Raw genomic sequence first — 13285 nt, 5'->3', positions numbered from 1 at the left:
TACATGTCTAATCTGCGTAGCCTGACGTTTGACGCCATTATTATTGGTGGCGGTGGCGCTGGCCTGCGAGCCGCTCTAGAGCTTGCGAAGTCCGGCAAAAAGACGGCCGTGTTATCAAAAGTTTTCCCGACGCGCTCTCACACCGTTTCTGCCCAGGGCGGCATTACTTGCGCGATTGCATCTGATGATCCGAACGATGATTGGCGCTGGCACATGTACGATACCGTTAAAGGCGGCGACTATATTGCTGACCAAGACGCGGCTGAATATATGTGTTCCGAAGGCCCGAAGGCGGTGTTTGAGCTTGAGCACATGGGGCTGCCGTTCTCGCGCTTAGATAACGGCCGCATTTATCAGCGTCCGTTTGGCGGCCAGTCTAAAAACTTTGGTGAAGGTGGCCAGGCTGCACGCACCTGTGCCGCGGCTGACCGTACCGGCCACGCGTTGTTGCACACCCTGTATCAGAACAACTTGAAGAACAACACAGTGTTCCTCAATGAGTGGTACGCGGTAGATTTGGTTAAAAATGCTGACGGTGATGTGGTTGGCTGCATCGCTATGTGCATCGAAACCGGTGAAGTGGTTCACGTTAAATCGAAAGCCACCGTACTGGCGACCGGTGGTGCGGGTCGTATTTACGCCTCCACGACCAATGCCTTGATCAATACGGGTGATGGCATTGGCATGGCAATGCGCGCCGGTTTTCCGATGCAAGACATGGAAATGTGGCAGTTCCACCCGACCGGTATTTACGGCGCGGGTACGCTGGTCACAGAAGGTTGTCGTGGTGAAGGTGGCTACCTGATCAATAAAGACGGCGAGCGCTTTATGGAGCGTTATGCACCGAACGCCAAAGATTTGGCCGGCCGTGACGTGGTTGCTCGTTCGATGGTCATGGAAATTTTGGAAGGTCGTGGCTGTGGTGAGAAGGGCGATCACGTCTTCTTGAAGCTTGACCACTTGGGCGAAGACGTTCTTGGTAAGCGCTTGCCGGGTATCGTTGAGCTTTCTAAGACCTTTGCTCATGTCGATCCTGCTACCGACCCGATTCCGGTCGTACCGACCTGCCACTATATGATGGGCGGTATTCCCACCAACATTCATGGCCAGGCGATTACACAAGACGAAAGCGGTAACGATCATATCGTTAACGGCCTATTCGCTTGTGGTGAGGCAGCGTGTGTATCTGTTCACGGTGCTAACCGTCTGGGCGGCAACTCACTGCTTGATTTGGTGGTCTTTGGCCGTGCCGCGGGCATGTTCATCGAAGGTGCACTGAACGAAGGGGTCGACTACCTGGATGCCTCTGAGTCTGACGTTGAGTTGGCAATGAAGCGCATCAATCGCTGGAATGAGTCGGAAGGCGGCGAAAGCATTCCTGAGCTAAAAGCTGAGCTTCAGGAAATCATGCAGACCTCCTTCGGCGTATTCCGCGAAGAGAAAAACATGCTGGAAGGCGTCGAGAAGCTAGCGCAGCTGCGTGGACGGATCGGTAATGCCTACCTGCCGGATAAGTCCAATGCCTTCAACACTGCACGTGTGGAAGCGCTGGAGCTTGATAACTTAATGGAAGTGGCAGAAGCGACGGCGATCGCTGCCCTTGAACGTAAAGAAAGCCGTGGCGCCCACTCGCGCTATGACTATCCAGACCGTGATGATGTCAACTGGCTGAAGCACTCGCTTTACTTCCCGCTGACTAAGCAAATGAAGCAGCGCGACGTTAACTTCAAGCCGAAAACTGTTGATACGTTCGAACCGAAGGTTCGTACCTACTAAACTCCGCATTGACGAGAGGGAGTCACTATGTCCAATCTTCAGGTATCCGTATACCGCTATAATCCGGAAACCGACTCCGCACCTTATATGCAGGAGTTTCAGGTCGATACCAAAGGCCGCGATGTAATGGTGCTGGATGTTCTTCATCTAATGAAGGAGCAAGACAGCGGTCTGGCGTTTCGTCGCAGCTGCCGTGAAGGCGTTTGTGGTTCAGACGGCATGAACATGAACGGCAAAAACGGCTTGGCTTGTATCACGCCGCTGTCAGACGTTGTGAAAAACAACAAGCTGACCCTGCGCCCACTGCCTGGCTTGCCAGTTATCCGCGACATGGTCGTTGATATGGGCTTGTTCTATAAGCAGTACGAGCGTATTCAGCCTTACCTGCAAAATGATACGCCGGCGCCGGCTATTGAACGTCTACAGTCTCCGGAAGAGCGCGACAAGCTAGATGGCCTGTATGAGTGTATTCTGTGTGCATGCTGTTCTACGTCGTGCCCGTCATTTTGGTGGAATCCTGAGAAGTTTGTGGGTCCTGCTGGTCTGCTGCAGTCATATCGCTTCCTGGCCGATTCTCGTGATACGGCCACCAGTGAGCGCCTGAGCAACCTGGAAGATCCGTTCTCGGTTTTTCGGTGCCGTGGCATCATGAACTGTGTGGCGGTATGCCCAAAAGGCCTGAATCCTACTCGTGCGATTGGTAAAATCCGCGAAATGCTACTCGCCGATGCTACCTAAACGTATGACATTTGAGTAAAAAAGCGGGCGGCGCTTAAGTTGAGCAACAATGCCACTTAAATCATCGCGCTTCGCTTGTTATCATAGGGTTCGTCACGTGGTGCGGCGTCGCGTCGCACTACTGACCAGGCAAGTTTGAAAGCCGGTGCCTTGGGTACCGGCTTTCGAGCATGAACTGAAGATTAAAAGCCTTATGAACCGTTAGGTGATGAATTGCTAGACGACGAATTGCTTGATGAAGAATTGCTTGATGAGAAATCGTTAGATGAATAGGGTTTCCGGCCGCTGGCCGGCGCCGCCGGTAAATGTATCGCCCCGCCGGCAGGGCAACAGCGATGTCGCCGCACGCTTGCGACGATACCGATACCACCCCATCAGTGCAGGGTGACCGAGAGATGCAACAAGGCATAATGGAGTTGATGTGGCGTTCCTCTCACGTTAGTGGCGGCAATGTTCACTACGTGGAAGCGCTTTACGAGCAGTACCTCGCAGATCCTGAGTCTGTCCTTGACGAATGGCGCAGCTATTTTGATCAGCTGCCTCGTCCCGAGGGCGGCGCCTCCCACGATGTCCCACTAAGCCCAGTACGTGATCAGTTCTACCAGCTGGGGCGTGAAAATCGCCCGGGCCGCGTAGTTGCCGCTGCCGATAGCGGAGAGAACAAAAAGCAGGTGAAAGTCCTGCAGCTGATTAACGCCTATCGCTTCCGTGGTCATCAAAAGGCCAATATTGACCCGCTAGGGCTGCGTAATCCCACCCCCGTACCGGACCTCGATCTGTCGTTTCATCAGCTTTCAAAAGCTGATTTGGATACCGAGTTCCAAACCGGTTCTTTCTTTCTGGGCATCGACAAAGCACCGCTGCGCGATATCGTGGATGCGCTGGAGCGCACGTATTGCCGCTCCATCGGCTGCGAAATCATGCACATTGTCGATACAGAAGAAAAACGCTGGTTACAGCGGCGTTTTGAGTCGGTTCGCAGTGCGCCCGAATTCAGTGCTGACGTGCGCAAGCACGTTTTAGAGCGCTTGACGGCGGCTGAAGGTTTGGAGAATTACCTAGCATCCAAATATCCAGGTACCAAGCGTTTTGGCCTTGAAGGCGGTGAAGCGTTTGTGCCAATGATGGATGAGCTCATCCAGCGTGCCGGGGGTTATGGCACCAAGGAAGTGGTCATCGGTATGGCACACCGCGGGCGACTCAACCTGTTGGTCAATATTTTGGGTAAAAACCCAACTGATTTGATCGATGAGTTTGATGGTAAAAAAGTCATCGAGCGTGGTTCAGGCGACGTTAAGTACCATCAGGGCTTTAGTTCTAACGTCATGTCTCCGGGTGGCGAAGTTCACTTGGCCATGTCGTTTAACCCATCGCACCTAGAAATCGTGGCGCCGGTGGTAGAAGGCTCGGTTCGCGCTCGTCAAGATCGCCGCAAGGATGAAGATGGTAGTAAAGTGCTGCCTATCAACGTCCACGGTGACGCTTCCTTTGCTGGTCAGGGCGTAGTGATGGAGACATTCCAGATGTCCCAGACCCGTGCTTATAAGACCGGCGGTACCGTCCACGTTGTGATTAATAACCAAGTGGGCTTTACCACGTCACATCCGCTGGATGCACGTTCTACCGAATACTGCACTGATATTGCAAAGATGGTTCAAGCGCCTATTTTTCATGTTAATGGCGATGATCCGGATGCAGTACTGCATGCTACACAGGTCGCTCTCGACTATCGCCAGCAGTTCAAAAAGGACGTGGTGATCGATCTGGTTTGTTACCGCCGTCGCGGTCACAACGAAGCTGACGAGCCGTCCGGCACGCAGCCAATGATGTATGCAAAAATCAAAGGCCATCCCTCTGCACGCACGCTGTATGCCCAGCGCTTAGTTGATCAGGGCGTGCTGTCAGAAGAATCCGCCAAAGAAATGGTGGAAACGTATCGCAACGATTTGGTTGCCGGTAACCATGTTGCCAATGCGTTAGTGCAAGAGCCCAATGAGTCTCTGTTTGTTGACTGGGCACCCTACCTGGGTCATGAGTGGTCGGGCGATGCAGACACTACCTTCGAGATGAAGCGTCTGCAGCAGCTAGCCGCACGCATGTGTGAGGTTCCAGACGGTGTCGAAGTCCAGCGCCAGGTTGCTAAGATTTATGAAGATCGGCGCAAGATGCAGGCCGGTGGGCTGGCACTTAACTGGGGGTTTGCAGAAACTCTCGCTTACGCCACGTTGCTAGAACAAGGTCACCCGATTCGTATTACCGGGCAGGACGTAGGACGCGGTACTTTCTCTCATCGCCATGCGGTGGTGCACAACCAGAAAGACGGCTCGACCTATGTTCCGCTGCAGAATATGACCGATGGGCAGCCGTGTTTCACCATTCACGACTCCTTCCTGTCGGAAGAAGCGGTGCTGGCATTTGAGTATGGCTACTCAACGACCGCGCCGAATGACTTGGTGATCTGGGAAGCTCAGTTTGGTGACTTCTTTAACGGTGCCCAGGTGGTAGTGGACCAGTTCATCTCCTCAGGTGAGACGAAGTGGGGCCGTGTGTGTGGTTTAACCATGCTGCTACCCCATGGCTATGAAGGCCAGGGCCCGGAGCACTCCTCAGCACGCTTAGAGCGTTTCTTGCAGATGTGTGCCGAGCACAATATGCAAGTATGTGTGCCGACGACGCCTGCGCAGATTTATCATTTGCTGCGTCGTCAGGTGATCCGTCCGCTGCGTAAGCCTCTTGTGGTGATGACACCTAAATCGCTGCTGCGTCATAAAGAAGCGATCTCGAGCCTTGAAGATCTTGCCCACGGCAAGTTCCACATGGTGCTTGCTGATCAAGCGGACCTGGCACCGGAAAAGGTCACACGTGTTGTACTGTGCGCTGGCAAGGTTTATTACGACTTGGCAGCTTCGCGCGCGGAGAATGAGCGTGAGGACACGGCGATTCTACGCCTTGAGCAGCTTTATCCCTTCCCGAAAGAAGAGCTTCTGGAAGCGCTTAAGGACTATACCAACGTAGAACACATTGTGTGGTGTCAGGAAGAGCCGCTGAACCAAGGCGCCTGGTACTCTAGTCAGCACAATATACGTGCGGTGGCCGATATGTTGAAAGATGGCTTCGGGCGCGATTTGAAATTCGCAGGACGTCCTGCCTCTGCTGCTCCGGCAGCCGGCTATATGTCCGTCCATACTGAGCAGCAGCGCCAGCTGGTGGAAGACGCTTTTAATCTATAAGCGGCCACTGGATTTAGAGAACACATAAGGGAAACGACATGGCTACTGAGATCAAAGCGCCAACCTTTCCGGAATCCGTTGCCGAAGGCAGTGTGGCGGCGTGGCATAAAAAGCCGGGTGATCGCGTTGAGCGTGACGAACTGATTGTTGAAATTGAAACTGACAAAGTGGTGTTGGAAGTCGTCGCCCCAGAAGCTGGCGTTCTGACTGACGTAATGGCCGAAGAGGGCGATACCGTTCAGTCAGAGCAGGTGCTTGGCAAAATTGGCGAAGGCAGTGCGTCTGGTGACAGCGATAAAAAAGAAGAGAAATCTTCTGACGATGACAGTGCTGAAAAGCCCGCCGAGAAATCTGACGACAAGTCGTCTGAAGAGAAGCAAGACAAGCCTGCCAGTAGCGGTAACGGTGGTGGCAAAAAGCACGATGTAAAAGCTCCCAGCTTTCCTGAGTCGATTCAGGAAGGCACCGTGGCGACGTGGCACAAAAAAGTAGGCGAAGCGGTTAAGCGCGATGAAGTGCTTGCCGACATCGAAACCGACAAAGTAGTGCTGGAAGTCGTTGCACCGGCAGACGGCGCCCTGGCTGAAATTAAAGCCGAAGAGGGTAGCCAGGTAGAGTCCGAAGCGATTCTGGCCGTGTTTACTGAAGGTGCTGGCGGCGATAGCAGTGGTGCTGATGAAGCGCCTGCTAAAGCAGACAGCAGCAGCAGCGATGATGATGGCGCCGATGAGAAAGTGGGCGACAAAATCCTTGCTCCGTCTGCCCGTAAGATGGTTGCTGAGCACGACCTGGATGTCGCCAAGATTGAGGGCACCGGTAAAGGTGGTCGTATCTTGAAAGAAGACGTTCAGAAAGCAGTGAAAGACGGCTCCGCTAAGAAGGCTGCTAAGGCTGCTGCACCGGCGAAAGCGGCCGCTGCACCGGTGGCTGAAGGCGAGCGCGTTGAGAAGCGCGTACCCATGACCCGCCTACGCAAGACGATTGCTAAGCGTTTGGTTGAGGCGCAGCAAACCGCGGCCATGCTGACCACTTATAACGAAGTGGACATGACCGCAATCATGGCCCTGCGTGCGCAGTACAAAGATACCTTCTTAAAAGCCCACGATATCAAGCTGGGTTTTATGGGCTTCTTTGTAAAAGCCGCTTCAGAAGGGCTTAAGCGTTTCCCTGACGTGAACGCGTCTATCGACGGCACCGATATCGTTTATCACGGCTACCAAGATATCGGCGTTGCGGTATCCACTGACCGTGGCTTGGTTGTGCCGGTACTGCGTGATACCGACAGCATGAAAATTGCTGACGTTGAGCGCTCGATTGTCGACTTCGGTAAGCGTGGTCGTGATGGCAAGCTGGGCATGGACGACATGATCGGCGGCACCTTTACCATCACCAATGGCGGCACCTTTGGCTCTTTGATGTCGACACCGATTATCAATCCGCCACAAACGGCCATTCTGGGTATGCATAAAATCCAGGATCGCCCAATGGCCATCAACGGTAAGGTTGAAATTCGTCCGATGATGTATCTGGCGCTTTCCTACGACCACCGTATGATCGACGGCAAAGACGCCGTTCGCTTCTTGGTTACGTTGAAAGAATTGCTGGAAGATCCCGCACGTCTGCTGCTGGATGTCTAATAAGTCTTTGCGCCGTTGTTAACGCCGGCGCTTAAGCTTAATCAGGATGTATTTGCAATCGCACACTGCCTCTCGCCCGATTTAAGTCAATAGCTGGTGAGAGGCTAGCAAGCTAAAGGAGCCAACATGGCTGATAAGTTTGATGTGATCGTCATCGGTGCCGGCCCTGGTGGTTATGTTGCCGCTATCCGCGCAGCCCAGATGGGCTTGAAAGCGGCTTGTGTCGAAAAATGGATCGGCAAAGAAGGCAATGTCGTTCACGGCGGCACGTGCTTGAACGTAGGCTGTATTCCGTCTAAAGCGTTGCTTGAAGCCTCGCACAAGTTTGCCGAAGCCAAGCACGATTTTGATGATATGGGTATTCAGGCAGGTGACGTCACGATGGACGTTGCCAAGATGGTTGCGCGCAAGGACAAGATCGTTAAGAACTTGACCAGCGGCATCTCTGGCCTCTTCAAAGCCAACGGTGTAACGGCTCTCGAAGGCACCGCTAAAGTGATTTCTGGCAAGCAGGTTGAAGTCACCGATGCTGAGGGCAACACCTCTACTTACGACGCCGATAACATCGTTATTGCCGCAGGCTCTGTGCCGGTTGAAATTCCGCCGACGCCGTTGACTGAAGGCCTGATTGTTGATTCTACCGGCGCATTGGAATTCACCGAAACACCTAAGCGTTTAGGCGTTATTGGTGCAGGCATTATCGGCCTTGAGCTGGGCAGCGTATGGAACCGTTTAGGTTCTGAAGTGACCGTGCTTGAAGCGATGGACTCCTTCTTGCCAATGGTGGATGCCACCGTTGCCAAAGAAACTCAGAAACTGCTCAAGAAGCAGGGCCTGGATATTAAGCTTGGCGCGCGCGTGACCGGCTCTGAAGTTAAAGGCGAAGAAGTCGTTGTGACATATAGCGATGCCAACGGCGAGCAGGAAATGACGTTTGATAAGCTCATCGTTTGCGTGGGTCGTCGCCCGTACACCAAAGGCGTGATTGCCGATGGCGTTAGCATTGAGCTTGACGAGCGTGGCTTCATTTTTGTCGATGACCAGTGCCGTACTAATGTGCCGGGCGTTTACGCTATCGGTGACTGCGTACGTGGCCCGATGTTGGCACACAAAGCGTCTGAAGAAGGCATTATGGTCGCCGATATTATCGCGGGCCATAAAGCCGAGATGAACTACGACACTATTCCTAGCGTCATCTATACCTACCCGGAAGTGGCGTGGGTCGGCATCACTGAGCAAGATGCCAAAGCTAAGGGTATCGAAGTCAAAACCGGTACCTTCCCCTTCGCGGCCAGCGGCCGTGCGATGGCTAATAACGCCACCGAAGGTAGCGCCAAGATCATCGCTGATGCAGAAACCGACCGTATTCTCGGTATGCACATCGTGGGTCAGCACGCCGGTGAAATGATAGCCCAGGGCGTGATTGCAATGGAATTCGGCTCTAGCGCTGAAGACCTGGCCCTAACCTGCTATGCACACCCGACTATGTCGGAAGCTGTGCACGAAGCAGCGCTTGCAGTAGACGGCCATGCGATCCATATGGCCAATCGCAAGAAGCGTAAATAATTCAGTAAGCAACAACGAAGCGCCACCTATGGGTGGCGCAACACTTTCGGCTTTGTCGTCATACGCAAAGATCGAAAGAACGGGGATGACCAGTTCTTTTAAGACCGTTCTTGTAAGACTGCTCTTAAAAGAAAACTGATCATCGTTCGAGTCACATGCAACCAATGGCATGAATCGATGAATCTTCACGAGTATCAAGGTAAACAGCTGTTTGCCGACTATGGTCTACCAGTGTCTAAAGGCTTTGCTGTCGACACCCCCGAAGAAGCGGAAGAAGCTTGCAAAAAAATCGGCGGAGACATGTGGGTTGTTAAAGCCCAGGTTCACGCTGGTGGCCGCGGTAAAGCGGGTGGCGTTAAGCTGATCAAAGATCCGGCTGAAGCCAAAGCATTCGCAGAAAAATGGTTAGGCAAGAACTTAGTAACCTTCCAAACTGACGAAAAAGGTCAGCCGGTTGCCAAGATTCTGGTTGAAACCTGCACTGACATTGCTGACGAGCTGTACCTCGGCGCTGTTGTTGATCGGACTACCCGTCGCGTTGTCTTCATGGCTTCTACCGAAGGTGGTGTAGAGATCGAGACAGTGGCAGAAGAAACGCCGGAAAAAATTCTTAAAGCAGAAATCGATCCGCTGGTCGGCGCACAGCCGTACCAAGCGCGTGAACTAGCGTTTGCACTGGGCCTGAAAGGCGACCAGATCAAACAGTTCACCAAGATTTTCCTGGGTCTGTCGCAGTTGTTCCACGACAAAGACTTGGCGCTGTTGGAAATTAACCCGCTGGTTGTCACCGAAGAAGGCAATCTGCACTGCCTCGACGCCAAACTGGGCCTCGACAGCAATGCGCTGTACCGCCACCCAGACCTGCAAGCTATGCGCGACCCGTCTCAAGAAGACCAGCGCGAAGCCGATGCGGCGAAGTGGGAGCTTAACTATGTGGCGCTTGATGGCAACATCGGCTGCATGGTAAATGGCGCAGGCCTGGCCATGGGTACGATGGATATCGTTAACCTGAGCGGCGGCAAGCCAGCAAACTTCTTGGACGTCGGCGGCGGCGCAACCAAGGAGCGCGTAGCTGAAGCGTTCAAAATCATCCTGTCTGACGACAATGTTAAAGCCGTACTGGTTAACATCTTCGGCGGTATCGTACGTTGCGATATGATTGCTGAAGGCATTATCGGTGCCGTTGAGCAAGTCGGCGTCAATGTGCCGGTTGTCGTACGTCTAGAAGGTAACAACGCCGAGCTGGGTGCTGAAAAATTAGCGTCTAGCGGTCTGAATATCATCGCGGCTACCAGTCTGACCGACGCGGCTCAGCAGGTCGTTAAAGCGGCGGAGGGCAAGTAATGAGCATCCTGATCGATAAGAACACCAAGGTCATCTGCCAGGGCTTTACCGGTGGCCAGGGCACGTTCCACTCCGAGCAGGCGATTGCCTACGGTACGCAAATGGTCGGTGGTGTTACGCCGGGCAAAGGCGGCCAAACGCACCTCGGTCTGCCCGTGTTTAACACCGTTAAAGAAGCGGTAGAGAAAACCGGCGCGGAAGCTAGCGTTATCTACGTACCGGCGCCATTCTGTAAAGACTCAATCCTTGAAGCGGCGAATGCCGGTATCAAGCTGATTGTGTGTATCACTGAAGGCATCGCTACGCTAGATATGCTCGAAGCAAAAGTTAAATGCGACGAGCTGGGCGTACGTCTGATCGGCCCTAACTGCCCAGGTGTTATTACACCGGGTGAATGCAAAATCGGCATTATGCCAGGGCACATTCACCTGCCAGGCCGCGTCGGCATCGTATCGCGTTCAGGTACCTTGACCTATGAAGCCGTTAAGCAGACAACTGATCACGGTTTTGGTCAGTCTACCTGTGTTGGCATCGGTGGCGACCCGATTCCTGGTTCTAACTTCATCGACATCCTTGAGATGTTCGAGAAAGACCCGAAAACCGAAGCCATCGTTATGATCGGTGAAATCGGCGGTACGGCTGAAGAAGAAGCGGCGGCTTACATTAAAGACCACGTTTCTAAGCCAGTGGTTTCTTACATTGCCGGTGTTACTGCACCTCCTGGCAAGCGTATGGGCCATGCGGGCGCGATCATCTCTGGCGGTAAAGGCACCGCTGACGAGAAGTTTGCGGCCCTTGAAGACGCCGGTGTTAAAACCGTGCGCTCTTTGGCTGAAATTGGCGATGCGCTAAAAGAAGTCACTGGCTGGTAAGTGCCGGTCGGTTAGCGTTGACGCTTCAAAAGAGCACCTTCGGGTGCTCTTTTTTTTTTGCCTATAAAAAAACGACGCTTAAATAAGCGCCGTTTTGACTAACGTCGTGTTTTGTCGTTAAACAGCAGGCTTAGCGACCAGTGAGCGCGTCTCTTCGCGGGCTTCGGTCAGCACGACGCGAAGCGGATCGCCCAGCTTATAGCGTTCTTCTCCTTCGATCTGAATACGGCCCTCTTTATCATCAATCACCACTTTGCTGCGATCACTGTGCATTAAGGGGGCGGGCACAAACGCCGTTGCGCCATTTTCAAGCAGACGAACGCGCATGCCGCCACGATTGATGGCCATAACTTCGGCTTCAAACGTGTCTTGATTCTGCGCGGCAGGCGTTAGATAGCGGACGTAAAGCCAGTCTTTAACATCGCGCTCGGCCATACGATTCAAGCGACGGCGCTCCGTCAACTGCTCGGTGAGCTGCTGAGTAGCTTCGGCGGGGGCCTGTTCGCCTTTAAGCACAAGTTTGATGAGGCGGTGGTTGACCATGTCGCCGTACTTACGGATTGGCGAGGTCCAGGTGGCGTAGGCCGCAAGACCCAGGCCAAAGTGCGGGCCAGGCTGTGCCGACATCATCGTGAAGCCTTGAAAGCGGCGCAGGCGAGCGTCTAGCCAAGCGTCATCGCGGCTTTCCAGTGCGCGCTTAAGCTCGGTGTAGCGGGCAAGCTCGGTTAACGCTTCGCGATCTACCACGATCTCCTGGCCTGCCAGGAATTCCTGGGCGGCTTCGGCTTTTTCCGGTTCAAACGCGCGGTGCACGTTAAAGATCCCGTGGCCGATGTTGTTTGCCAAGAAGTCGGCGCAGCAGGCATTGGCCACAATCATCGATTCTTCGATCATGCGGTTGGCAATGCGGCGCTCTTCGGTGCGCACTGCCAATACGTTACCGGCCGCATCCAAATCAAAGACGTAGTCCGGGCGGTCTTTAAACACCAGTGCGTGTTCGTTGCGCCAAGCGGTACGCGCTTCGGTTAAGTCGCGCAGCGCTGAGAGCTGCTCGGCGATATCGTCCGCCGGTGCCCAGTCGCCTTGGCCTTCAATCCAGTCAGAAACGTTGTCATAAACAAGCTTGGCGTGGGACTTAACATTGGCTGCAAAGAAGCGATACTCGCCCAGGCTGCCGTCGGCATTGATGTCCAGCGTGCAGGCTAGCGCGGGGCGATCTTGGTTTTCCCACAGCGAGCAGAGGTCGTCGGCCAGCTGTTCAGGCAGCATGGTGACATTCTGGCCAGGCAGGTAAACGGTAAAGGCGCGAACGCGGGCTTCTAAATCAGCGGCATGGCCTTCTTCCACGTAGGCGGTGGGGTCGGCAATGGCCACGCTTAAACGCCAGCCGCCTTCGGCACGGATGGCGACGTGCAAAGCATCATCCATATCGCGGGTTTTCTCACCATCAATGGTGAAGAAGGGCGTGGACGTTAAATCTTCGCGGGTAAGGCCTTCATCATGCAAAGGCCATTCGCTGCCTGCATCGGGGCATTCTTGCTCCAGCGCGTGGCGGGCCAGGGTAACGCGCCATGGCACGGCCGGGTTATCACTTTTAGCAACCAGCTCATCAATCTGGGCAAAGAAGGCGCGGTCATCGGCTTTGAGTGGATGACGCACCAGGCGCGCAACGACCCAGTCACCGTCGGCAATGCTGTTTTCATCAAGGCTGTTTTTAATCCGCGCCTTGATCACATTTTTAATCGACGGATGATCGGGTACCACGGCAAGCCGACCTTCACGCTTTTGCACGCGGGCCACAAATCGATCCAGCCCAGCCTCAATCAGCTTTTCGGGCTCAACGGATTTTTTGTCACCGTTCTCGTGGATAACCGCTTCCACGCGATCACCGTGAAGCACTTGCTTCATGGCCGGCGGCGGCACGAAATAAGATTCACCGTCGTCGGTTTCGAGAAAACCGAAGCCTTTGTCGGTGGCTTTGATCACCCCTTCAGCGCGGGGGGTGGTTTGACGAATCTGTTGCTTGAGCTGGGCAAGCATGGAGTTATTCTGAAGCATGAGCTCAATCAGTTGGCGAGAGTTAGGGTGCCACTATACGGATTCCCGCAGGCCGCGCCAATTG

8 protein-coding genes are annotated in these 13285 nt (G+C 54.0%); 7 read left to right on the top strand and 1 reads right to left on the bottom strand.

Features of this window, described 5'->3' with window-relative positions:
- Positions 1–3 precede the first annotated feature (3 nt).
- The 7 genes from sdhA (at position 4) to sucD (ending at position 11163) form a co-directional block, all read left to right on the top strand.
- Positions 4–1776, top strand: coding sequence for a succinate dehydrogenase flavoprotein subunit (sdhA, locus tag CIK78_RS14605; RefSeq protein WP_096281446.1), 1773 nt, complete (start codon positions 4–6; stop codon positions 1774–1776).
- A 27-nt stretch (positions 1777–1803) separates the two neighbouring features.
- On the top strand, positions 1804–2514 hold the full coding sequence (locus CIK78_RS14600; protein WP_096281444.1) for a succinate dehydrogenase iron-sulfur subunit: 711 nt from the start codon (positions 1804–1806) through the stop codon (positions 2512–2514).
- Positions 2515–2909: 395 nt separating this feature from the next.
- On the top strand, positions 2910–5744 hold the full coding sequence (locus tag CIK78_RS14595; protein ID WP_096282398.1) for a 2-oxoglutarate dehydrogenase E1 component: 2835 nt from the start codon (positions 2910–2912) through the stop codon (positions 5742–5744).
- A gap of 38 nt (positions 5745–5782) precedes the next feature.
- Positions 5783–7381: a 2-oxoglutarate dehydrogenase complex dihydrolipoyllysine-residue succinyltransferase gene (odhB, locus tag CIK78_RS14590; RefSeq protein WP_096281442.1), complete on the top strand. Its 1599-nt coding sequence runs from the start codon at positions 5783–5785 to the stop codon at positions 7379–7381.
- 126 nt (positions 7382–7507) lie between these two features.
- Complete coding sequence (lpdA, locus tag CIK78_RS14585; RefSeq protein ID WP_096281440.1) at positions 7508–8947, top strand: dihydrolipoyl dehydrogenase; 1440 nt, start codon at positions 7508–7510, stop codon at positions 8945–8947.
- Positions 8948–9124: 177 nt separating this feature from the next.
- Positions 9125–10291: an ADP-forming succinate--CoA ligase subunit beta gene (sucC, locus tag CIK78_RS14580; RefSeq protein WP_008958560.1), complete on the top strand. Its 1167-nt coding sequence runs from the start codon at positions 9125–9127 to the stop codon at positions 10289–10291.
- On the top strand, positions 10291–11163 hold the full coding sequence (sucD, locus tag CIK78_RS14575) for a succinate--CoA ligase subunit alpha (protein WP_096281437.1): 873 nt from the start codon (positions 10291–10293) through the stop codon (positions 11161–11163). The genes sucC and sucD overlap by 1 nt, the downstream gene beginning before the upstream one ends.
- A gap of 117 nt (positions 11164–11280) precedes the next feature.
- Here the strand turns inward: sucD and CIK78_RS14570 are convergent, their stop codons facing one another.
- Entirely contained in the window at positions 11281–13221 is a 1941-nt protein-coding gene (locus CIK78_RS14570) for an exoribonuclease II (RefSeq protein ID WP_096281435.1), read from the bottom strand.
- Positions 13222–13285 lie beyond the last annotated feature (64 nt).

It is taken from the genome of Halomonas sp. JB37, from assembly GCF_002332255.1.
Lineage (GTDB): Bacteria > Pseudomonadota > Gammaproteobacteria > Pseudomonadales > Halomonadaceae > Vreelandella > Vreelandella casei.
This window is presented reverse-complemented; position numbering and strand designations above follow the sequence as displayed.